19 protein-coding genes are annotated in these 22330 nt (G+C 59.3%); 8 read left to right on the forward strand and 11 right to left on the reverse strand.

The genetic code is table 11. The features are described 5' to 3' along the window. Positions 1-163 precede the first annotated feature (163 nt). The 4 genes from msrA to F4V43_RS09365 are packed head-to-tail and all read left to right on the forward strand — an operon-like array spanning position 164 to position 3654. Positions 164-1150: a peptide-methionine (S)-S-oxide reductase MsrA gene (msrA, locus tag F4V43_RS09350; protein ID WP_150458119.1), complete on the forward strand. Its 987-nt coding sequence runs from the start codon at positions 164-166 to the stop codon at positions 1148-1150. Then, complete coding sequence (locus F4V43_RS09355; RefSeq protein WP_150457981.1) at positions 1151-1519, forward strand: hypothetical protein; 369 nt, start codon at positions 1151-1153, stop codon at positions 1517-1519. It begins immediately after the preceding gene. Next, positions 1491-2207, forward strand: coding sequence for a response regulator transcription factor (locus tag F4V43_RS09360; RefSeq protein WP_150457982.1), 717 nt, complete (start codon positions 1491-1493; stop codon positions 2205-2207). Before F4V43_RS09355 ends, F4V43_RS09360 begins: the two co-directional genes overlap by 29 nt. After that, positions 2194-3654, forward strand: coding sequence for a sensor histidine kinase (locus tag F4V43_RS09365; RefSeq protein ID WP_150457983.1), 1461 nt, complete (start codon positions 2194-2196; stop codon positions 3652-3654). The genes F4V43_RS09360 and F4V43_RS09365 overlap by 14 nt, the downstream gene beginning before the upstream one ends. Positions 3655-3699: 45 nt before the next feature. Here the strand turns inward: F4V43_RS09365 and F4V43_RS09370 are convergent, their stop codons facing one another. From F4V43_RS09370 to F4V43_RS09385, 4 genes are all read right to left on the reverse strand, one after another. Then, positions 3700-4185, reverse strand: a complete 486-nt coding sequence (locus F4V43_RS09370; protein ID WP_150457984.1) for a DUF6803 family protein — start codon at positions 4183-4185, stop codon at positions 3700-3702. 101 nt (positions 4186-4286) lie between these two features. Next, complete coding sequence (locus tag F4V43_RS09375; RefSeq protein WP_150458120.1) at positions 4287-5108, reverse strand: DUF817 domain-containing protein; 822 nt, start codon at positions 5106-5108, stop codon at positions 4287-4289. Further along, positions 5086-5325, reverse strand: a complete 240-nt coding sequence (locus F4V43_RS09380) for a helix-turn-helix domain-containing protein (protein WP_150457985.1) — start codon at positions 5323-5325, stop codon at positions 5086-5088. Before F4V43_RS09380 ends, F4V43_RS09375 begins: the two co-directional genes overlap by 23 nt. Positions 5326-5336: 11 nt before the next feature. Beyond that, entirely contained in the window at positions 5337-5789 is a 453-nt protein-coding gene (locus F4V43_RS09385) for a DUF2975 domain-containing protein (protein ID WP_223879839.1), read from the reverse strand. 178 nt (positions 5790-5967) lie between these two features. On the opposite strand from F4V43_RS09385, the gene F4V43_RS09390 reads away from it, so the two are divergent. Next, positions 5968-6699, forward strand: a complete 732-nt coding sequence (locus F4V43_RS09390) for a ZIP family metal transporter (RefSeq protein WP_150457987.1) — start codon at positions 5968-5970, stop codon at positions 6697-6699. 119 nt (positions 6700-6818) lie between these two features. Here the strand turns inward: F4V43_RS09390 and F4V43_RS09395 are convergent, their stop codons facing one another. The 3 genes from F4V43_RS09395 to F4V43_RS09405 form a co-directional block, all read right to left on the reverse strand. After that, positions 6819-8126, reverse strand: a complete 1308-nt coding sequence (locus tag F4V43_RS09395) for an ABC transporter substrate-binding protein (protein WP_150457988.1) — start codon at positions 8124-8126, stop codon at positions 6819-6821. 131 nt (positions 8127-8257) lie between these two features. Next, positions 8258-9097 (reverse strand): carbohydrate ABC transporter permease, encoded by an 840-nt coding sequence (locus tag F4V43_RS09400; RefSeq protein ID WP_408638333.1) that lies wholly within the window; start codon positions 9095-9097, stop codon positions 8258-8260. Further along, positions 9094-9981, reverse strand: a complete 888-nt coding sequence (locus F4V43_RS09405; RefSeq protein WP_150457990.1) for a carbohydrate ABC transporter permease — start codon at positions 9979-9981, stop codon at positions 9094-9096. The genes F4V43_RS09400 and F4V43_RS09405 overlap by 4 nt, the downstream gene beginning before the upstream one ends. Before the next feature lie 148 nt (positions 9982-10129). Here F4V43_RS09405 and F4V43_RS09410 point away from each other — a divergent pair, with 148 nt between their 5' ends. Beyond that, positions 10130-11974, forward strand: coding sequence for a sensor histidine kinase (locus F4V43_RS09410; RefSeq protein ID WP_150457991.1), 1845 nt, complete (start codon positions 10130-10132; stop codon positions 11972-11974). Next, the gene (locus tag F4V43_RS09415) at positions 11971-13590 is read left to right on the forward strand and encodes a helix-turn-helix domain-containing protein (RefSeq protein ID WP_150457992.1); all 1620 of its coding nucleotides are present in this window, start codon (positions 11971-11973) and stop codon (positions 13588-13590) included. The genes F4V43_RS09410 and F4V43_RS09415 overlap by 4 nt, the downstream gene beginning before the upstream one ends. Before the next feature lie 493 nt (positions 13591-14083). On the opposite strand, the gene F4V43_RS09420 is transcribed toward F4V43_RS09415, so the two are convergent. The 4 genes from F4V43_RS09420 to F4V43_RS09435 form a co-directional block, all read right to left on the reverse strand. Next, a complete protein-coding gene (locus F4V43_RS09420; protein ID WP_150457993.1) occupies positions 14084-14626 on the reverse strand; it encodes a hypothetical protein in 543 nt (180 codons plus the stop codon). 236 nt (positions 14627-14862) lie between these two features. Continuing rightward, positions 14863-15852 carry an aldo/keto reductase gene (locus F4V43_RS09425; RefSeq protein WP_150457994.1) on the reverse strand — a complete coding sequence of 330 codons (990 nt, stop codon included), beginning with the start codon at positions 15850-15852 and terminating at the stop codon, positions 14863-14865. Between the two features lie 139 nt (positions 15853-15991). Further along, a complete protein-coding gene (locus F4V43_RS20095; RefSeq protein ID WP_150457995.1) occupies positions 15992-19687 on the reverse strand; it encodes a cellulase family glycosylhydrolase in 3696 nt (1231 codons plus the stop codon). Between the two features lie 363 nt (positions 19688-20050). Further along, positions 20051-20881 carry an AraC family transcriptional regulator gene (locus tag F4V43_RS09435; RefSeq protein ID WP_150457996.1) on the reverse strand — a complete coding sequence of 277 codons (831 nt, stop codon included), beginning with the start codon at positions 20879-20881 and terminating at the stop codon, positions 20051-20053. Positions 20882-21188: 307 nt separating this feature from the next. Between F4V43_RS09435 and F4V43_RS20100 the strand changes: the two genes are divergently transcribed. Further along, positions 21189-22313: a YsnF/AvaK domain-containing protein gene (locus F4V43_RS20100; protein ID WP_150457997.1), complete on the forward strand. Its 1125-nt coding sequence runs from the start codon at positions 21189-21191 to the stop codon at positions 22311-22313. The last annotated feature ends 17 nt before the right edge of the window (positions 22314-22330 follow it).

Consider the following 22330-nt stretch of genomic DNA (forward strand, 5'->3'; position numbering starts at 1 on the left):
CGGGCTGTAAAACAAGGCCGGGCATCCCGTCCGAAACAGCTTGCCATTTGCCGCCGCATGCGATTAAATGAGACCAAACGTCGGAATGGAGGAGAACGGGATGACCGGACAAGAGATGAATCCGCCCCTTCCGCCGGGCCCCGCAGGTTGCGGGGAAGCGGACATGGCGGCCATAGCGGATACACCGGATACAGCGGATACAGCGGCTGCCGCGAACAGCCGTACCGAGCTTGCGACTTTCGCCGGGGGCTGCTTCTGGTGCATGGTGAAGCCGTTCGACGAGCTGCCGGGCATCGTCTCGGTCGTATCCGGCTACACGGGCGGCCGGACGGCGAATCCGACCTATGAAGAGGTCGGAACGGAGACTACGGGTCATTACGAGGCCGTCCGGATCGTGTTCGACCCGGAGCGGTTTCCCTATGAACGGCTGCTTGGGCTGTATTGGCAGCAGATTGATCCGACAGATGCGGGCGGGCAGTTCCTGGACCGGGGAAGCTCGTACCGGACGGCGATCTTCGTCCATGGCGATCGCCAGCGGGAACTGGCGGAGAAATCGAAGCGGGAGATTGCGGCCAGCGGCCGGTTCAGCGGCCGCATTGTAACGGAGATTCTTCCGGCGGGTCCGTTCTATCCGGCGGAGCCGGAGCACCAGCATTACTACAAGCACCGGCCGTTCGATTATAAGCTCTATCTGAAGGGATCGGGGCGGGCGGATTACTTGGAGGCCCGGTGGAACCGGCCGGAGGACCGCGAGCGTCTGCGGCGGACGCTTGCTCCGCTGGAATATGAGGTGACCCGGAACCGGGGGATGGAGCCGCCTTTTGACAATGCCTATTGGAACAACCGGCGGCCGGGCGTTTACGTTGACCTTATCACCGGCGACCCGCTGTTCGCGTCTGCGGATCAATACGAGGCGGGTGACGGATGGCCGGCCTTCCGGCGTCCGCTGGCCGAAGGCCGAATCCGCCGGGAAGCGGACCTTCGGCCGGGGATGCCGCGCACAGGGCTGCGCAGCCGGTTAAGCGGCGCCTGGCTCGGCCACCTGCTGTATGACGGTCCCGCGCCGGACGGGCTGCACTACCGGGTGAACTCGGCGGCGCTGCGTTTTATCCCGGCGGAGGACGAGCTGCACGAAGAGGAGCGGAATTGAATGGAACTGCGCGTCGAAGAGGCGGGACATCAGGATGTGGAGCTGCTGGCTGATATGAACCGCCAACTGATTGAAGACGAGGGACATGACCATCCCCTGGAAATCCCGAAGCTGAAGATTCGGATGGAGGCGCTGCTTCGCGGCGGCTACCGGGCTTATTTGTTCATGCAAGGCGAAGAGGTGCGCGGCCGGGTGGCCTTCGGCAGACTGCTGGAGATCCTGGATACCGGGGCGCTGGATGTCGAGGTGCTCTCCTGGAACAAGCGGGGACAGGCTTTCTGGAAGTCGCTCGGCTTCGCGGAGCGGAGTGTCTATCTCCGGCGGGAAGGAGGGATGAACGATGTCACAGCTTCAGATTCTGGTCATTGACGATGAATGGAACATGCGCAATCTGCTGCGCATCTATCTGACGCGGGAAGGGTTCGGCGTAGCCGAAGCGGCAAGCGGCAGCGAGGCGCTGGAGCTGATGGGGAGGCAGGCGTTCCACGTGATCCTGCTCGATGTTATGCTCCCGGACATGGATGGCTGGGAAGTCTGCCGCCGAATCCGGCAGCATGCGCAGACGCCGGTCCTGATGCTCACGGCACGTTCGGAGACGAAGGATAAAGTACACGGGCTTGGACTAGGCGCGGACGATTATTTAACGAAACCGTTCGAGCCGGAGGAACTGCTGGCCCGGATTCATTCCCTGATCCGCCGGACGGCCCTTCATCCGGCGGCGGGAGCGGCTGTGCCGCGGCTGGAATACGGACGGTTGGCGATTCTGCCCGAAGGCCGGGAAGTTCGGGTGTCCGGCCTTCCGGTCGAGTTCACTCCGAAGGAATTCGATCTGCTGCTGACGCTGGCGAAGAACGAGAAGCGCGCCTTCAGCCGGGAGGAGCTGGTCAGTCTGGTCTGGGGAGGCGACTACGAAGGGGAGACCCGGGCGGTCGATACGCATATCAAGAACATCCGGGAGAAGGTCCGGAGAGCGGGCCTCGGCTACAATCCGGTTCAGACGGTCTGGGGAGTCGGGTACAAATTTAGCGGGGCGGGCCAAGCCGATGAGCCGGAATAAGATCGGCTTCAAGCTGGGCCTGATGCTGCTGGGCGCCTTTGCGGCCGTTCTGCTGACGCTGGGACTGACGGTCAACCGTGTGTTCACCAATTTCTACAATGCCGAGATGAGAACGGAAGTCGATGAATTGACGAATCACTTCGCTTCCATGAGCGAATCGCACACGCCGGGGGAGGGAGCCGACGAAGCGCTGCTCCAGTTCGCCGACTTCTCGAACGTGAGCTTCGTCGTTGTCTCGGAATCGGGCGAGGTGCTGGAACGTTCGGGCGACCATGACGCGTCCGACCGGAGCTATATTCATCCGGGCGATCTGAAGCGTCTGTTCGCCGGAGAAGCGGTGGAGCTGGAACACCGGAATGACCGGGGGGAACGGTACTTCATCGCGGCAAGGCCCATCGCCGGCGGTGACAGCGCAGGAGACGGCGTCACCGCCGCCGTCTATGTCCTGTCCTCGACCCGGCAGATGGAGGAGTCGATTTCATCGGTCCGCCATGTGCTGTGGCTGGCCGGGGCGGGCGCTTTTGTACTCGCGCTGGGCTTCGCCTGGATTATTGCCCGTCTCCTGACCCGCCCGCTGCTGCAAATGCAGGCGGCGACCCGCCGGATTGCCGCCGGGGAGCTGGAGACGCGCCTGGCGATCCGGCGCAATGACGAGATCGGCGTATTGTCGGACTCCATCAACCATCTGGCGGTGGAACTGCAGCGGTACCGCGATACGCGCCAGGAGTTCCTGGCCAATATCTCGCATGAGCTGCGCACGCCGATCACCTATCTGGAGGGCTATGCCCGGGTCCTCCGCCAGCGCCTCTACGACACCGAGGAAGAGAAGGACAAGTATCTGGACATTATTCATGAAGAAGCGAAGCGCGTGGAGCGTCTGGTCGATGACCTGTTCGATCTGGCGAAGATGGAGGAAGGCGTGATTTCCCTGTCGCTGGAGTGGATCGACCTGGCGGAAATCGCCGACAACGCGGTCCGCAAAATCCGGCTCAAAGCGGACGCCAAGCAGTTGTCGCTTCGGACGGATCTGGCCCCCGGAACGCCGCTCGTCTACGGCGACGGTCTGCGGCTGGAGCAGATCGTGCTCAATCTGCTGGAGAACGCCGTGCGGTACACCGAGAAGGGCGGCATCGCCGTCGAGCTCGGGCAGCGAAGCGGCCGGGTCTTCCTGGCCGTGGAGGATACCGGAATCGGCATTCCGGAGGAAGAAGCGCCTTATATCTTCGACCGGTTCTACCGGGTCGAGAAGTCGAGATCGCGCCGCTACGGCGGGAGCGGCCTGGGTCTGGCCATTGCCCGGAAGCTGGTGGAGCTCCAGGGCGGAGAGCTTGGGGTGGAGAGCCGTCCCGGGCGCGGCAGCCGCTTCGAGATCCGGCTGGACCCGGGAAGACGGGAAGAGGACGGCCCGCCGGAGGGCCGGGAAGCGGATATGCCAAAAGGACGTTGAAGCCATCGCTTCAACGTCCTTTTTTGAAATGAATCGCATCCGGGTTCAGTGATGCATGCCCGGCATGCCGCTGACAATCTCGGGATTCACCATACCGAAGATCATGGCGACGTGGGCGACAACGAGGAAGCCGCTGACGAGCAGGAAGTGAAGCTTCAGCCGTTCCTCCTCCGTGCGCTTGCGCCCGATCACGCCGAGGTCCAGCAGGGCCAGCGGCAGCAGGAACAGCACTCCGGCCAGGTAGAAGCTGACCGCTACGACGTCCACCCAGGTATGCCATTCTCCGTCCGCCGTCAACGGAATGAAGGTGCCCGGGAAGAGATACAGGAAGACCCCGGTAAAGTACAGGCCGGCGATGATGCTGCAGATCCGGTTGAAGGCGCGCAGCCGTCCGTGCAGATTGCGGGTGAACAGGATAAAGAACTCGGTGACCGTAATCGTCTCGGCCAGAATGACCGGAATCGCCATGAACAGAATCAGATTCCAGGGCTGGTTATCCGACAGCAGCGACATGTAATGCGTCATCGTCATACATTCATTTCCCCCAAAGATTGTAATGAAGAACTTTACGTTCAGTATAGGAGGAAAATATGTAGAAAGTATGTGCCGCACCGGCCGCTGAAGAAGGACTCTCATGACATTCTGCGGCCTTTGACGTGCTTCAGCTGGGCGACGATAATGACGCTGATGATGACCAGCAGGAACCAGGAGCTGATCTTGCCGAAGCCGACGAGGTGCCAGCTCTCCCGCTGGTCGGGATACGTCCAGGCTCCCAGGAAGGTCGCAATATTCTCGGCCAGCCAGATGAAGAAGCCGACAAGGCAGAAGGCAACGGTGAGCGGCATCCGGTACACCTTCTCTCTGACCCGGTAGAGAATCCGGGTTCTGCGGAATACGAGGAGCACCAGCGCCGTCAGCCACCAGCGGACATCGGGCAGGAAGTGGTGGGTAAAAAAGTTCAAGTAAATCGCCCCGCCGAGCAGGCCGGCGGCGGGAAGGCCCGGCCATCCGGTCATATCCATCCGCAGCCGCCGCCAGACCTGGCACATGTAGCTCGCGACGCTGGCATACATGAAGCCGCTGTACAAGGGCACGCCCAGCAGCTTAGTGCAGCCCGGCTCGGGGTACGACCAAGAGCCCATATGAACCTTGTACAGCTCCAGCGCAAGTCCGATCAGATGGAAGACGCAGATGACCTTGATTTCATCCGGCGTCTCCAGCCCGCTCAGGTACATCAGGAGCTGTACGCCCAGAAGAAGGAGCAGAATGGCATCGTAGCGGTGAAGATAACCGGGCCATGAAATGGCCTGAGACAAGGCGAGCGTTCCGAAGATGGCGAGCGGGAACAGACAGCTCATCGCCTGGTGATAACCGAACCACAGGAGCTGAACGGAGAAGAACTTGAAGCGGGCGGGCAGCGCCGGAGCGAATTCAAGCTTCGGGAGAATCGGCATCTTCGTCCTCTTCGTCATCCCGGTACTCCAGAAGATCGCCCGGCTGGCAGTCCAGCGCCCGGCAAATGGCATCGAGCGTGGACAAGCGGACGGCCTTGGCCTTGCCGTTCTTGAGGATCGACAGATTCGCCATCGTGATGCCGACACGCTCGGACAGTTCGGTGACGCTCATCTTCCGCTTCGCCAGCATCACATCAATATGAATAATAATCGCCATAGCATTCACCTCTAGACCGTCAATTCGTTCTCGGACTGGATTTCGATGGCCTTGTTCAGCAGCTGCTGCAGAACGGCGGCGAATACGCCGATGACCAAGGCTGCAAATACAACGACCAATCCGAGCAGAATAAGCCCGGGAGCGTCATCCTTCTCCGCGATCAAATACAGGAAAGGAAGCACAGCGGCGTACAGCAGAGCGATGACGCCTGCGCAGCGCTTGATTGTCTTCAGGGCGCTGACGGACAATTCCGAGAAAGCCTCGTTCCGGTCGATAAAGCGCAGCAGGCTCATGGCCTGATAGAGCGCAATGAAGAAAGGTACCGCCGAAGCGTACATCCCCGCAATGACCGGATACAGCCAGCGCGCATACTCGGGATTGGCCGGATGCCCCAGCACCCGGGGCAAGACCCAGACGCACAGAAGAAGAACCGGAATTCCGATGCCCCAAATCGCCAGCCTCAATATCAGAGTCTCCCGTTTCACGACAAAACACCTCACTGTTTTTTATTATAACTTAACATATATTTATCGAATTACAATATATATTTATTCTTTTATATAGAGAATAGCCGTTGAGGAGCATAGAGGGCTTGCTTAAGGCATAGGGTGAAGCATGCTTGGTTCAAGGAGGAGATGGGGAGTGGAGACGGCAATGCTCGGCAGCTTTCTGTCGGCGATGGCCACGGTGCTCGGCGCGGCGCCGATTCTGCTGGTCCGGACGCTGTCCGAGAAGTGGAAGGATATTCTGGTCGCTTTTACCGCAGGAATTATGGTGTCCGCTTCGACGTTCGGGCTGATGCCCCAGGCGCTGAAGGAATCGGGAGCGATTGCGCTGACGCTCGGCCTGGTCACCGGCGTGCTGCTGCTGGATGTCATTGAGCGGACGGTTCCGCATATGGATGTTGAGAATAAGCCGGGGTCGGCGGGCGTGGACGCCAAGGCGCTTCTGGTGCTGATCGCGCTGTTCATTCACAACATTCCCGAGGGCCTCAGCACCGGCTTCAGCTACGCGAGCGAGCAGGCGTCACTGGGTCCGATGGTGGCGATTGCGATCGGCGCCCAGAATATGCCCGAGGGGCTTATTCTGGCGGTCTTCCTCATAAATTCCAAGGTGTCCAGGCGCAGGACGCTGAAGTTCGTTACGGTGACGGGGCTGATGGAGATGGTGTCGGCAGCTGTCGGCTATTTCTTGGCGAATTCGATTCGGAATGTCGTTGGCTACGGCTTGGCGTTCGCAGCGGGAGCCATGCTGTTCATCGTCTACAAGGAGTTGATTCCCGAGAGCCACGGCCATGGCTATGAGCGGCCTTCCACGTATTCCTTCATTGCCGGCCTGCTGGCGCTGGTGTATATCACGTATTGGTTCGGATAAAAAGACAGACCCGCCGCCGTTGAACGGCTGCGGGTCTGCGGTCTGCTATATAACCTGCCGGAGCAGGCAGGAGGGGGTCCTCTGCTCCGGCAGGCGCTTCAGAAGCGGCATTGCCGTTCTTACTGCTTCACAATATCCTGGATGGCTTTGTCCAGCTTCGCCAGCAGCTGGTCGCGGTCGATCGTGCCGCCCATGTATTCCTGCATAGCAGCGCCGAAGCCCTGTGTTACGCCATCCGGGAAGCGGTCCCATGTCCAGCTCAGAGCATCTGCGGATTTCTCCTGCACAGCTACGCCAACCTGGCCGATGTCGGCTGCTTCAGCCGGAACGCCGTTGAATGCCGGGAGGAACTTGAATTCTTTGGTCAGATATTTCTTGCCGGTCTCGGAGCTGACGAGCCAGTTCAGGAACGCCTTGGCTTCTTCCGGATGCGCGGACTTGCTGTTGACGATCCAGTTGTTCGGTACGCCGACGAAGACATGGCCCGGTTCATCGCTGATCGGCAGCGGAAGCACGCCGAGGTTCAGATTCGGATCGATTTTGTCGATGTCGCCCTGGGTCCAGTTGCCCTGCTGCATCATAGCGGCCTTGCCTGAAGCGAAGTCGGCGACTTGAGTTGCATAGTCGGTCGTCATCTTGTTCTTCTGGGCGTTGTTGAAGATGACGTCAACCAGATCCAGCCACTGCTTGAAGATGGCGTTGTCCTTGATCGTCTGCTTGCCGGATTTCAGATCCTCGATGAAGGCAGCCGGGTCAGGCTGGCTGGCCATGCCTACGTTCACCAGGTGAATGCCAAGGGACCACCATTCGTTCGTTGTTTCAAACGGAGTGATCTTGGCGGCTTTCAGTTTCTCTACCGCATCCTTCAGCTCGGACAGCGTCTTCGGCTCATTGGTAATGCCGGCCTTCTGGAACAGGTCCTTGTTGTAGATGATGCCGTAGCCTTCCACGTTCATCGGCATGCCGTACAGCTTGCCGTCAACGGTGGTCGGGATCTTCGCGGAATCGAGCACATTGCTTACCCAAGGCTGGTCGGACAGGTCAGTGGCGCGGTCCATGTAAGGCTGAAGTGCGGTGAATCCGCCGTTGTTGAAGATTTCCGGCTCGGAACCGGAGGCGAGCTCGGCTTTCAGCAGCGCGCCGTAGTCTTCGCCGCCGCCGTGGGTTTCCACTTCAACCTTCACGCCGGTTTCTTTCTCGTATTCTTTGGCCAGCGCGTTGAGCTGCTCGGCGATTTCAACCTTGAATTGGAAAACCTTGATGGTGACATCCTTCTTAGGCGCTTTCGTGGCGGCCGGGGCTGCGGTCTCTGCGGTGCCGCTGTTGGTTGCCTTGGCAGCGTTGTTATTGTTGTTGCCGTTGCCGCAGCCGGCTACAGCCAGTGCGCAAACGATTGGCGCAACAAGCGCGAGTCGTTTTTTGTTCATTGATAAATGCCTCCCTGTTTTCTGTTTGTAAGTGTTTACATCATGATCGTAATCGAACCGCCGCATCTCCAACACTTAATATCTTGTCTGAAAAAGTGGATATTGTTGCGGGAGACCGGCGGCGGATCTTCTTAACCTTTGACGGAACCGGCGGTAACGCCTTCGACAATATACTTCTGCAGACTCAGGAAGAAGATCAGGATCGGTACGACCGCCATGACCAGACCGGCCAGCGCGAGATCCCACTTCTTCGTATATTGCCCAAAAAACTTGGTGACGGCAAGCGGCAGCGTTGTCAAATCTTTGTTGCCCCCGATGACAAGCACCGGCATCAGATAGTCATTCCAGATCCAGAGGGTGTTCAGAATGATGACCGTGACGATAATCGGCATGAGCAGCGGGAACACGATTCGGAAAAAGACGCCGTACGGGTTGGACCCGTCCACACGCGCCGCTTCCTCCAGTTCAACCGGCACCGTCTTGATGAAACCGTGGAACAGGAAGACCGACAGCGGCATGCCGAAGCCGAGATAGCAGGCGATAATGCCGTACAGGTGGCCGCGCAGTTCAAGCAGGCTGGTCACCCGCACGAGCTGAAGCATCAGCGACTGAAACGGGATAATCATCGCCGCCACAAGCAGCAGGAACACAAAATTGTTGAACTTGGTCGGCCGGCGGACGATCTGATAAGCCGCCATGGAGCTCAAGATGACGATCAGCACGACGCTGAACCCGGTAATCTGGAGCGAGTTCAGGAAGGCCTTCGGGAAGTCGATCATGCTCCATACATCGGAATAGTTGCTCCAGTGAAAGAGCGACGGGAAGGAAGCCGCATCCAGCAAAATTTCCTTCAGTGTCTTCACCGAGTTGCTCAGCACCAGATAGAACGGCGCCAGGAACACGAGGGCCAGCAGGATGGCGATGACTTCCAGCAGGAGGGTTCGGGTATTATAACGGCTGGCGTTCATCAGGCGGATACCTCCTTGCGCTTGGTGAGAACAACTTGGGTAACGGTAATCAGCGAGACGGCGACGAAGAACAGCAGCGCCTTGGCGGTGCCGAGGCCGTACCGGTTGTTGATCAGCGCTTCAGAGTAAATGTTGTACGCCAGCGACTGCGTCGAGGTTCCGGGACCGCCCTTGGTCAGGGACAGGTTAAGGTCGAACATCTTGAAGGCGTTCGAGATCGTCAGGAACAGGCAGATTGTAATGGCCGGCATGATGAGCGGCACATAGACGCTTTTGAACAGCTGGTGCGGACGGGCGCCGTCAATTTTGGCCGCTTCGATCAGGTCCTTCGGAATTCCGGCCAGCGAGGCGATGTAGATAATCATCATATAGCCGGCGGTCTGCCAGACAAAGACGATGACCAGTCCCCAGAAGCCGGTGTTGGCCGTCCCGAGCCACGGAAGCTCGAAGAAGGAAAGGCCGGTTTTTTCTCCGATGGTCAGGAAGCCCTTGGTGAAAATGAACTGCCAGATATAACCGAGCAGAATGCCGCCGATGACGTTCGGCATGAAGAAGACGGTGCGCAGCAGCTTCTTCGTCTTCAGGGCGGCGGTCAGCATCATGGCCAGCCCCAGGGCCAGCACGTTGGCGATGATAACCGACACCACGGTGAACCGCAGCGTGAACAGGAGCGAATCCCAGAACTTCTCGTCATGCCAGATCCGGACCCAGTTGTCCGAGCCTGTCCAGGTGGCCTTGTTGAGATCCAGACCGTTCCAGTCGGTCGAAGAATAATAGAACCCCAGAATAAACGGTGTCACGACGATCGTGAGGAAGAAAATCAGGGCGGGCCAGAGGAACACGATTTGCTGGCTCCAGCCTTTGCGTAAACCTAGCGCTTTTCTCATAGCGGTTCTCCTTTTGACAGATTGGCTTGTGTCGTGGTACATGGTTTAATTATAGAAAGCGCTATCCGCTTCCAACACTCAATATGATGATAAGAAAAGTGGATTATATTGCTCGGCCCCATCGCCGGGAGGATCAGGAGGAGCCTCATTGTTCAAACACAGTATCCGCAGCCGGCTGATTGCGCTGGTGCTTCTGGCCGCGGTTATTCCCGCCAGCGTGTCAGTCATCTTCTCGTACTACTTCACCCGGGAATCGGTAACGCGCCAGTCCATCGCCCAGAACGGCAAGCTTCTCTCGCTCGGCGCGGCCGATCTTGGCAATTATTTTGAGGGCATCGACCAGCGGGCCTCAAGCGTGTACAGCGGCATCAACGTGGCGGGATCTTTCTACACGGCCATCCTGACGGCGAAGAATGCGAGCGGTGTGCCCGTCTCGGATACGGCCCTGCCGGACAACCGGCATATCATGTCCAGCCAGCTCTACAATCTGTATACGGCGGACCGCAGCATCTTTCAGATCCACCTCTTCATTCGGAGCATCCGGCAGTCCAATACGCTGCTGGCCGGCCAGTTCCGGCAGGAGACGAATCTGACCTACCGGCCCCAGGACAACCCGGACGGCACGAACCGGCCCTTCGTGGAGCCGGCCCATCCGGATCACCAGTACGGCGTGAAGTCCGGCTTCTCGAACTACCGGCCGGGCATTACGCCGGTGTTCACGCTTCATTATCCCGTATACAAGACACCCAGCGACGAGATTCTGGCCGACCTCTCGATCGACTTCAAGCTGAGCGAGCTGGAGAATATTTCGGCCGCGATGTACAATGCGGGAACGGAGCGTCTCTATATTGCGGACGAGCGCGGACAACTGCTGTACGCGCAGGGGGACGGCTGGGTCGGACAGCCGCTCTCGGAAGGCTGGAGCGGACTTCCGGAGGACAAGGAGAGCGGGCATTTTTCGTGGAGAGACGGGAACTTCCAGGGCATCGTGCTCTATCAGCATGTGGATACCCGGCTCTTTCAGGGCTACATCGTGAAGCTGGTGTCCTATGACGAGCTGTACACGGACGCGCGGACGATTACCGGCATCAATACCGGCATCGGCGTGCTGCTGGTAGCCGTTGCGGGCATCGCAGGGGTGCTGATCTCGATCTCGTTCACCCGTCCGATCAAGAAGCTGATCGCCTATACGCAGCGGGTGCAGATCGGGCAGCTCGGCGCCCACATCGAGCCGGTCAGCGAGGATGAATTCGGTCTTCTGACCCGCAAGATCACGGATATGACGCGCACCATCAACGATCTGATTCTGAACGAATACCGGCTGGAAATCGCCAACAAAACGAATGAGCTGAAGGCGCTCCAGGCGCAGGTCAATCCGCATTTTCTGTACAACGCGCTTCAGTCGATCGCCAGCTTGTCGCTTCGTCTCGGCGCGCCGAAGATCTACGACCTGATCTATTCGCTCGGCAGCATGATGCGCTATTCGATGACGACGAACAATCCGCTGGTTACGCTGGCGCAGGAAGCGGAGCACGTGGAGAACTACCTGATTCTGCAGCAGGAACGCTTCGGGGCGGAGAATCTGTCGCTGACGCTTGACCTGGAGGAACGGATTCGGAGCATGATCGTACCGAAGATGATTCTTCAGCCGATTGTCGAGAATATGTTCAAGCATGCTTTTCCGGACGGGGTACAGGATGTCCGCATTGAAATCCGGGGAAGGCTAGACGAAGAACGCCGGCTGCTGATTACGCTTCAGGACAACGGCCGGGGCATGCCTGCGGAGCGCCTGGAGGAACTCAGACAGTGTCTGGACGAGGAGGCGCTGGACGGGTCGGATGAGGAAGGAATCGGTCTGCGGAACGTTCTGGCCCGGCTGCGGCTGCAGCTCGGGGCAGGCTGCGGCCTGCTGCTGGAGAGCAGCGGGGCGGGCACGCGGGTGACGCTGGTGATTCCGCGCAGCTTAGAAGAACCCAAGGAGGAAGAACAATGACGAACGTATTGATCGTGGACGACGAGAAGCATGTCCGTGAGGCCATCCGATATTTTGTGCCGTGGGATCAGTACGGGGTAACCGGCATTTATGAAGCAAGCAACGGACGGGAAGCGATGGAACTGGTTCAGCAGCACCGGCCGGCCGTCGTCTTCACCGATATGCGGATGCCGCTGGTCGACGGCGCGTCGCTCCTGGAGTGGCTGCACAGCCATGCGCCCTACACCAAGACGGTTGTCGTCAGCGGGTACCAGGATTTTGACTACGTCAAGCCGGCCATCGTGTACGGCGGAACGGATTACCTGCTCAAGCCGGTGAGCGGCAAGCAGGTAGCCGAAGCCGCGGAGCGGGCGTTCGAGCTGTGGAACAAGGAGAAGAACGAACGGGAACAGGCCTTCCGCCAAAAAATTCAGCTCAACGTGCTGCGCCCGCTCTACTGGGACAAGGCGCTGTCCGACCTCGTGACCGGCCGGAAGGCATACGCCGAGCTGGCCTCGGCGATGGAAGAGGAGCTGGGACTGCCCTCCGGAACGGCGGTGTGCCGGATGGCGATCGTCTCGCTGCAATCCGCCGGAGGCCGACTGCTGCGGAAGCTGCACGACGATGTGCAGTTGACCGCTTTTGCCGTGGCGAACATCTGCAATGAAATTCTCTCCCGGGACCGTTCGGGCTTCGCCTTCCGCTACTGGCATGACGGCGCCGATGTGGCGCTGCTGCTCTGGAGCCGGGAACCGGCACTCGGGCTGCTGGAAGAGATCAACCGCTCGATGGAGGCGGCTTACCGGATGGGGCTGGAGATCGGCCTGAGCGCGGAGCAGCCGTTCCCGGACGGCATCCGCCTGGCGTTCCACCAGGCCGGACTGGCGCTGGATGAACGCAATCTGCTGGGAGCGCCGGCCGGGGTTCAGGAATTCCGCGAGGCGGCGCTGCCTACGGAGAACGCAGCGGAGACCGAAGCGCTTCAGCCGCTTGCGGAGCGTTTCGGCCTGGCGCTTCTGACCGGCGACCCCGAACGGGTCGGCCGCGCGCTGGCTGAATTCTGCGAGCGGCTTACGGGTCTGCCGCTCTTGACCGGCAGCGTCTTCTCCCGCTGGCAGGAGAAGATTATGGACGAGATCCGGCGCTGGCTCCGGGAATGGGCGGGGGACGGCGATGCCCGCGAATTGAAGCTGCCGGGATACTCCGACGAGGCGGGCAACTTCTCGCTGGTTCTCTGGCAGCGCCGGCTGATGGAGCTGTTAACGGAGCTGTGCGCCGAATTCCGGCTGTCCCGGACCTCGGACAGCCGGATTGTGCTGGAGATCCGCGATTACCTGGACCGGAACTTCGAGCGCGAGCTGACGCTCCAGCATATCGCCGAGCGGTTCTACCTAAGCCGGGAGAATGTCTCGCGCAAGTTCAAGCAGGTGACGGGCGAGAATCTGTCCGACTATCTGACCCGGCTGCGGATCGACAAGGCCAAGAGCCTGATCCGGCATACGGACATCCGCCTGTCCCAAGTGGCCGAGAGAGTCGGCTACGAGGACGAGAAATATTTCAGCCGCGTCTTCAAGAAGGCGACGGGCCTGACGCCGCGGGAATACCGGAAGCTGGGAGGAACGGACGGAACAGAGTAGGAACGGTGGACATGGTCCGCCGTCGCGCCGGGGCTGCGAGAATGCCTGAACCGCCCGCCGGTGTCTCTGGCTCACGCCTTGGATCAGCGGCAGTAGTGCACAGCTGGCTTCCCTTAGCGGACCCGAGAGACCTTATTTTTGCGTACAGGCTTCCTATGCCGGATTACCGGACTCCAGAGACCTTATTGGCCGATAATAGCGTTAAACATCGGGCATAATTCTTCATATAAGGTCATCTGGGTCCGATCCCAGCAGCAAAACGCCGGTTTCAGCGTTAATAAGGACTCTGTGGTCCGGTGGGCGGGTCCGCCGGGCTGGCCGGCTTGCCTTTTGTTCGGGGATTGCAGCCGGACAGGGGAGGGCCGCGTCCTTATAGGTGAGTGCATGGAGTGAAGGGACAGGGTGCCCAGTACGCCGGCTTTATGCAGGGAGATCTCCCTCTCCGGCCACTTCCGGCCGCTGTAGGTTCATTCCGGCCCGGAGCATCCTGCGGCTAAAGCGTCTTCAGCCGATTCGCCAGCGGCCGGTCGTCCCAGATCTGGACTTCGATATAGCGCTCGGGGCCGCCCGCTCCGTGCGGGTTCCAGACCTGCGGAAGCCCGTACACATCCATCAGGCCGGTTATTTCCTTCAGGGTGTAGATTTGTCCCCGGTAAGGCTTTCCGTCCCGGTACCGCATGGTCGGGAACAGGTCGCCGTAGGTGAAGCTGATCCGGTCTTCCTCAAAATCCCCGACGGACAGGTCAAGCTGCCTTCCGTCCTCGTACCAGTCCAGCAGCCACGGGCATTCTCCCAGTGTCATGTAATGGGGGCGGGAGCGAAGCGGCCGTCCGCCCTTGCGGATGAACTGCTCCCGGGCAGCCGTCTCCAGGCTGCGGCGAACCGCCAAATAATCGGGCGTCCGCTGTCCGGCAAAGCTGGTTCCGCGAAGCCGAAGTTCCTCCAGCACGGCTTCCGCTTCTTCCGGCTCCAGGTCGGACAAGTTGCGGAAGGGGCCGAGGGAGGCTTCATAATAATGATAGAGCGATGGAATCATGAGTCCTCCTTGTTAAGCGTGCGCGGCAATAAGGGTTCACTATCCATGTTCGCCGCCGCTGACCCGATCTCCTATCTATGGCTCTCCGTAAAACGAAGCAGGCCCCCGGTCCATCGGAACGGGGGCCTTGCTCTTGCACCTGGCGGCAGTGCCTGCACCTGGCGGCAGTACCTGCATCTGGCGGCAGTGCCTGCATCTGGCGACAGTGCCTGCATTGGCTGGCAGCGGCGCTTGGTCTAGCCGCGCAGAATTTCTTCAATCCGCTCCAGTTCGGCGGCGGACAGCTCCGGCGCATCCAGAGCGGCGGCGGCGTCTTCAATCTGGCTTACCTTGCTGGCGCCGATCAGGGCGGAGGTGACCCGTCCGCCGCGCAGCACCCAGGCAAGAGCAAGCTGGGACATCTTCTGGCCGCGTTCGGCGGCAAGCTCGCTCAGCTTGCGGACCTTGCCGAGCACTTCTTCCGTAATCTCGTTCTCGGACAGGAAGACGCTGGGGCCGGCGGCCCGGGAATCCGGGGCGATGCCGTTCAGGTAGCGGTCGGTCAGAATGCCTTTATGCAGCGGCGAGAAGGCGATGGAGCCGATGCCTTCTTCGTCCAGCACATCCTGGAGCCCGTCTTCGATCCAGCGGTTGAGCATGGAGTAGCTGGGCTGATGAATCAGACAAGGCGTGCCGAGGCCGCGCAGAATGCGGGAAGCTTCCCGCGTCTCTTCCGGGCTGTAGTTCGAGAGCCCGACATACAGCGCTTTGCCTTGGCGGACAACAGCGTCGAGTGCGCCCATCGTTTCTTCCAGCGGCGTGTTCGGATCGGGGCGGTGATGGTAGAAAATATCGACGTAATCCAGCCCCATCCGCTTCAGGCTCTGATCGAGGCTGGATACGAGATATTTGCGGGAGCCCCATTCGCCGTAAGGGCCGGGCCACATGAAATACCCGGCTTTGGTCGAGATAATCAGCTCGTCGCGGTACGGAAGCAGGTCCTTCCGGAGCATGGAGCCGAAGGCTTCCTCCGCCGAACCGGGGGGCGGGCCGTAGTTGTTGGCCAGGTCGAAATGGGTAATGCCCAGATCAAAGGCGCGGCGAATCATCGCCCGTCCGTTCTCGGACGTGTCGATGCCGCCGAAGTTATGCCACAGGCCGAGCGAGACGGCCGGCAGGCGCAGCCCGCTGCGCCCGCTGCGGTTATAGGTCATTTTGTCATATCGGGTATCCGATGCTGAATACATCTGCAATCATCCTTCCAGGTGGATTGCGGAACCGCCGGAGGCTTGTCCGCTGTCGTGTAAGCCTCTTCATTGTAGCTGAAGCCGACGGCCTAGCGGTATATCAGCATGGAAGGAAAACATGGACTAACGTCTTAACCTGTCAGAAGTTCACCTGGAAATTCGTAAGGGTAAGTGTACCGGCCTTTACGGTTTCGCCCGTTCCGGCATAGACCTTGAATTGAATGCCTCTGACATCGGTTGCGCTGTCCAGAACCGCCTGATTGACCCAGCCGGTCTTGGCGGATTTCCAGATCGGAGCATTGAAATCATAGACGACGTCGACGGATCGGCCCGGAGCGATAATTCGCTCGATTGCCGTATCGCCCTTAACCTGGCCGCCGGTCTCCTGCCAGACCCAGCCGCCTCCGGTGCGCAGGACAAGCGATACATGGATGGCGCTCGTTCCGGTATTGGTCAGCGTGGCGGAGAGGCTGCCGTACTTGGACCAGTCATCCCCAACGCCCAGTCCGGGCTTCGTTTCGGTGGAGATACCGGCCGCTACCGTATCGCTGAGCACGTTCGAATAATTGACATAGAGCGACTCCCCGGTCAGACCGGCGGACACGTTCCCGGTAAAAGAGCTTTCAGCCAGATTCCACGGGTAGAAGCTTGCCGTCTTGGGCCGGTTCATCTCGGCAATGGTCGAGGCGTAGGCGTCGGCGGGCAGATCAAAGCGTATGGTGTGCAGCTGGATGCTGCCCGCCAGTCCTCCGCTGCCGCTCTGGACCCGGATAATGATCCGGTTCACCTTTTTGTTGGTCAGGCCGGTCAGCGGGACGGTAGCCAGAATCGTGCTTTTTGCCGGAATTTTGATGTAATTGCCCAGCTCTACCCATTTCCAGTCCCCGTCTTTAACAATCGGCTGCACCTGAATTTCGGCGGCGTTAGGGTTGGTCAGCACCAGGTTCATAGTCTTGTAGCCGCTCCAGTCTTCGCCCGGAACCGGATCGAGCTGGAAGGCGGGATAGTTCTCGGTCTGCAAATTAAAAGTCATATTGAGGCCGCCATTCCCCAGCGGCGACAGGGCGGCAACCGTTGGAGCTGCCGGCTTGTCGGCTCCGTTGATACCGACGTACCAGGTTGAGTAGCGGGCGATGAGCCCCGGATCAATGGTCCCTGCATTGCTCGGGTCGCCGGTCGTGACCTTAACGGCATTGCTGGCGGCCGATTCGTTCCCGGCATCGTCTATAGCTTTAACCGTGAACGTATAGGCGGTCTTGCCCGTGAGACCGGATAAGGTATAGCTCGTTGCGGCACTGGTGGCTTTGAGTATGCCGTCCACGTAGATCCGGTATCCGGCGACGCCCACATTGTCCGTCGAAGCCGACCAGCTCAGAGCGGCGGTCGTGATGGACGGGATAACGGTGAGGGCGGTTGGAGCCGAAGGAGCGGTTTTGTCGTTGCTGTCCGGCGTTTTGACTTTCACCGCATTGCTGGCGGAAGACAGATTGCCGGCGGCATCGACCGCTTTTACAGTAAAAGTGTATTCCGTGTTGGCCTTGAGTCCGCTTACCGAAGCGCCGGTTGTCGGGCTGATCTGAACCAGTGTCCCGTCCTGGTAGACATTGTAGCCGGACACCCCCGTATTGTCCGTTGAGGCGGCCCAGCTCAGCGTGACACTGGAGAATGAAGCGGCCGTTCCGGCCAGGTTCGCCGGAGCGGTCGGAGGCTGCGTATCGGTCGGCTGATCGAACACGCTGCTTGGCTTGGAGGTGTTCTTAATGCCGTAAGGGCCATTGATAATGGCATTGCCCTGCTCCGTATAGCTGGTTCCCGCCCAGTCGGCGGACATATCCAGATATTCCAGACCGGAACCGTTGCCCTTCCACGACCATCCGAGATAACCGACGCCCTTCTCCTGCGCATAGCTCATGATGGTGGCTTCGTCCACGTCTCCGTTGGTGTGGCGGATGCCGAATTCGCCGATGACCAGAGCCAGATTTTTGTTCAGGACGCTATCCATATTGCTCTTGACGGTTGCCGCATCTTTGCCTGCATATTCATACATGTGGATGGAGAACATGGTATTCTTCAGCGGGTCGGAGTTCAAGACTTGCGTGCCGTAATCGACGATGGACTGCGGGTACTGTCCCCAGCCTGCGCCGTCGACCATAATCGTATTCTTGATTCCCGCGCTTCTGAGCTTGGGAATGACCGAGGTATACCCGTTCGCCCAGCCGGCGCCGTTCCATGTGCCGTACCATTCATTGGCGATGTTCAGGATAACGGTCTTCTCCTTGCCGATGAGCGCGCTCTTCATCTCGATCCAGTAATTCGCGATATTGTTGAGAACCGTTTCGTTGTCGGAGCCGGTTCCGTCATGAACTTCAACGATGACAACCAGCTTATTCTGTTCGCACAAGGTAATCAGGCTCTGCAACGTGGACAAGGAGTCCTTGGTCCACTGCTGCCCGTCGGAGAGAACCAGCCGGACGGTGTTGGCGCCCGTCTTGGCGATGGCCGGAATAGCTGTAGCTTCCTGGCCTTTGTACCAAGTATAAGCGTGGTTAATTCCGCGCATCACGAACGGCTTGCCGTTGGCGTCGTACAGCGTCGTCCCCTGGATATAGAAGCCTGAAGCGGCGGAATTATCGGAGGCGGTCGTCACCTGAAGCGCGGAGCTGGCCGCGGACACATTGCCTGCCGCGTCCCGCGCTTTGACCGTGAAGGTGTAGGCCGTGCCGGCCTTCAAGCCGGTAACGGTAAAGCCGGGCGATGCGCTGGTTCCGGCCAGCGCCGACCCGTTGTAGATGTCATAGCCGGTAACGCCGACATTGTCGGTAGAGGCCGTCCAAGCTAGGCTTGCGCTGGTCGCGGTTTTGGACGGGCTGGTCAGGTTCGTCGGCGCCGTCGGCGCAGTCGTATCCGCCGAAGAGGCCGTAATCAGGGTGAATTTCCACTTCTGCTGCGGGTTTCCGTTATCGGTCCACTGCTGGACATTGGCTCCGTCCGAGGTGGAGCCGCCGGCGACATCCAGCGCCTTGCCGCTGACCTGCGAGATTAACTTGTAGTAGCCGCCGCCGACATCGGCAATCTTCCACTTTTGCGCAGCGCTTCCGTTATCGGTCCATTGCCGCACGTTGGCTCCGTCCGCGGTGGAGGAATCGGCAACGTCCAGCGCCTTGCCGCTGGATTGGGCAATGAGCTTGTAGTACCCGCCGCCGACATCCGTAACTCTCCACTTCTGCTGGGCGTTTCCGTTGTCCGACCACTGCTGGACGTTGGCGCCGTCAGCGGAGGAGCCGCCCTGCACATCCAGATTCTTGCCGCTGTGCTGAGCGGTCAGCTTATAGACGGCGCCGGAAGTTATCCCGCTGCCGACGGGAGCGCCCCCGCTGGAATAGACTTCAAAATCCCATAAGGAATAGCCGTAAGACGTTGCGCGCTGCGTGCCGTACATTCTGACATACCGGGCACTCTGGGAGGCAAAGGAGATATTGTCAATGCCACCGTCCCCGGATGTCGTGGAGTAGACGGTGGTCCATTTCTGATTGTCGGTGGAGAGCTGAATCTGATAAGCCTTGGCGTAGGCGACCTCCCAGTTCAGCTTCACGCCTTCCACCGGAGTCGCACTTCCCAGATCGACGCTGATCCACTGCGGATCGGAATAACTGGAAGACCAGCGGGTGGAGGAATTGCCGTCAACAGCCATAGCAGGAGTCTTGGAGGAGTCTTCTGTCGAGCTTGCCGCAGCCGTTCGGCCCAGGGCGGCATCGGTTGCAGCGCTTACATGGTTCTGCGGGAAGAACGCGACCAACAAGCATATACACAAGAGCAGGGATAATGCCTTCTTCAAAATTCCAACCTCCTAAGGTTATGAGATTCCATGCAGCAGATCTTCTTCGCCTTCGTCTGCGCGGACGGTTCCTCCCTTCGGGCATTATAGTGAAAGCGCTCTCTATTGTGCATGGAACAAGAGAGAGGGGGCCATGGAGCAGGCTTGAATTATCCATTTGTCTCCAATAAATCGATCATATTTGCAGATTGTTGCACCGGTCAATTGTTCGAATGACATAGCCCAATAATGTTATATAAAAACAAAATTGGGCAAGCGAAGAAGGACAAGACCTGTCCTTATTTATCTGGATGAACGCAAAAAAAGCCGGCCGTCATCAACGGCATCGGCTGCGAATGGAGAGAAGGCGGGACGTGGTGCCCGTCACCGGTTACGCTCCCGGTAAGCCCGGGGCGAGAGACCTCTTACCCGCTTGAACATGCGGGAGAACAACAGAGAATCGCGGTAGCCGACCGAGCGGGCGATCTCCCCGACGGTGCAGTCGGTACGGATCAGCAGATCGGCCGCCTTCGCCATCCGGTAGTCCAGCAGATACTGACGGGGCGGAACCCCGGTCTCGCGCTTGAACAGCGCCGACAAGTACTTGCGGTCCAGCTGAAGCTGCTCGGCCATCTGCTCGACCGAAATATCCTCGCAATAATGGGCATGCAGATAGCGCAGCGAGTCGGCAACATGTGCATTGGTCCGGCGGGAGCCGCTAAGGCCGGTCTCTCGGGCGGGCATCGTTCGCACCAGGGCGGCCAGGAACTCGTAGAGCCGGCCCATCAGCAGCAGATCGGCGGCTTCTCCGGCCCGCGCATCTTCGTTCAGCCGCTCGTACAGCTCCTCCATCGGCTCGCCGTCCGCCGGAAAGACGGGTTCGGCCGGCGTAAGCGAGGTGCGGGCCAGCAATTCCTCCGCCCTTGATCCGGTAAAGGCGATCCAGGAATACAGCCAGGGCTGCCCCCGGTCCGCCTCGTAATAGACCTTCTGGTGCGGATACGTGAGAAAGGCTTGGCCTGCTTCCAGCCTGCGGGTCTGGCCGGCGGCCTGCAGAACGCCCCTTCCTCCGTGGATGAAGTGGATTTTGTAGTAGTCGCGGACGCCCGGTCCGAAAGCGTGTCCGGGAGAACATTGTTCCCGGCCCCAGAAGAGGAGATGGAGCTCGGGCTCGGAGCGGGAAGGCGGATCGGGGTTGTAATGAAAGATAGCCATGCCAAGAACCTCCATATCAAGCCGTGTTACAGATTCGAGAGATGAGATACCTTCAGTATAAAGCATCCTTCCCGCGGCCGGAATGCCTGATTTAGAGGCGGATTTCTGGAAATCTCTTAAGGCGCTCTCTATCTTTTCCTGTTTCAAAATGGATCGTTTGGGTTCTTGCCGCAGAAATCCGGGCAGATGGTTTCGATCGGAATCCTGTGGTTAATTAGGCAATGTAGCCGATCACGTGCACCAAGTTCACAACCGTGCATCAAGTTCGAATTTGCAACTTTACAAAAATCTGAAGGAGGTAATTGAAATGAACAAACGTATCGTAGGCGTATTTACATCGGAGCATGAGGCTTCTTCGGCCATTGAGCAACTGAAGAAACAGGGATTCCGGACTGAGGATATTTCGGTTATAGCCCGGAATAAGGATGATATGGAGAACATCAGCGAACATACCGGAACTATGGCGCCGGAAGGCGTTGCTTCCGGCGCAGCAACAGGCGGCATTCTCGGCGGCCTTACCGGACTGCTGGCGGGGCTGGGAGCCTTGGCGATTCCGGGAATCGGGCCGATTCTGGCGGCAGGTCCTATCGCAGCGACGCTGGCAGGCGCTGCTGTAGGTGCCGGAACGGGCGGCCTTGTCGGCGGTCTGATCGGACTCGGCATTCCGGAAGAAGAGGCTGAAGCCTATGACCGCTATGTCGATGAAGGCCGCATCCTGGTTATGGTTGATGCCGATACGGCGAAGGAGAGCGAGATTTACAGTGTCTTCCGCAGCCATGGTTCGCTGAACAGCAGCTATTATGAAGACGAGGTAAAGGGGACGGAAGCCGACCATTCGGTGAGAGATTCGGTCGATGCCGTATTCAACGGCTCCTCGCTGGATAACCGCAGCAATCCCGGACTGGATACGGTAAATTCGGGAGCAGTTGGAGCGGCTTCCCATCTGAGTACGTCAGCAACCGGAACGGCTGTGCCGGATCATGCCCGTACGGATCTTGGTGTAACGTCCGAGGCGGATGCGGACAGCGCCCGCAAGCTCCGGCTGCGCGAAGAGCAGCTTGATGTGTCCAAGAACAAGGTCCAGACCGGCGAAGTGTCGATCCATAAGGAAGTCATTGAAGAGCAGAAGACGATCCACGTGCCGGTTACGCATGAAGAGGTAGTAATCGAGCGCCGCGCGGTAACCGACGAGACCGGCGCGGGTCCGATCGGCCAGGATGAGACGATCCGCATTCCGGTGAGCGAGGAGCGCGTCGAAGTCAACAAGAATACGGTAGTTACCGGCGAAGTCGATGTGCACAAGCGCGAGGTTCAGGAGACCGAGCAGGTGCAGGATACGGTTCGCCGGGAAGAAGCGAGAATCGACCGGACAGGGGACGCGAGATTAACCGACCGTGCGGCCGATACTGATCCGCTTCGCCGCAATCGGTAAGACTGCGCCGCCGTTGC

The organism is Paenibacillus spiritus (genome assembly GCF_008710135.1).
GTDB classification, from domain to species: domain Bacteria; phylum Bacillota; class Bacilli; order Paenibacillales; family Paenibacillaceae; genus Paenibacillus_AQ; species Paenibacillus_AQ glufosinatiresistens.

Bases quoted from the DNA above. Each gene is read 5' to 3' on its own strand.
- F4V43_RS09360 (WP_150457982.1), top strand. From the start codon at position 1,491: ATGTCACAGCTTCAGATTCTGGTCATTGACGATGAATGGAACATGCGC.
- F4V43_RS20100 (WP_150457997.1), top strand. From the start codon at position 21,189: ATGAACAAACGTATCGTAGGCGTATTTACATCGGAGCATGAGGCTTCT.
- msrA (WP_150458119.1), top strand. From the start codon at position 164: ATGGCGGCCATAGCGGATACACCGGATACAGCGGATACAGCGGCTGCC.
- F4V43_RS09365 (WP_150457983.1), top strand. From the start codon at position 2,194: ATGAGCCGGAATAAGATCGGCTTCAAGCTGGGCCTGATGCTGCTGGGC.
- F4V43_RS09425 (WP_150457994.1), bottom strand. From the start codon at position 15,852: ATGTATTCAGCATCGGATACCCGATATGACAAAATGACCTATAACCGC.
- F4V43_RS09415 (WP_150457992.1), top strand. From the start codon at position 11,971: ATGACGAACGTATTGATCGTGGACGACGAGAAGCATGTCCGTGAGGCC.
- F4V43_RS09375 (WP_150458120.1), bottom strand. From the start codon at position 5,108: ATGCCGATTCTCCCGAAGCTTGAATTCGCTCCGGCGCTGCCCGCCCGC.
- F4V43_RS09370 (WP_150457984.1), bottom strand. From the start codon at position 4,185: ATGACGATGACGCATTACATGTCGCTGCTGTCGGATAACCAGCCCTGG.
- F4V43_RS09405 (WP_150457990.1), bottom strand. From the start codon at position 9,981: ATGAGAAAAGCGCTAGGTTTACGCAAAGGCTGGAGCCAGCAAATCGTG.
- F4V43_RS09420 (WP_150457993.1), bottom strand. From the start codon at position 14,626: ATGATTCCATCGCTCTATCATTATTATGAAGCCTCCCTCGGCCCCTTC.
- F4V43_RS09355 (WP_150457981.1), top strand. From the start codon at position 1,151: ATGGAACTGCGCGTCGAAGAGGCGGGACATCAGGATGTGGAGCTGCTG.
- F4V43_RS09380 (WP_150457985.1), bottom strand. From the start codon at position 5,325: ATGGCGATTATTATTCATATTGATGTGATGCTGGCGAAGCGGAAGATG.
- F4V43_RS09435 (WP_150457996.1), bottom strand. From the start codon at position 20,881: ATGGCTATCTTTCATTACAACCCCGATCCGCCTTCCCGCTCCGAGCCC.
- F4V43_RS09395 (WP_150457988.1), bottom strand. From the start codon at position 8,126: ATGAACAAAAAACGACTCGCGCTTGTTGCGCCAATCGTTTGCGCACTG.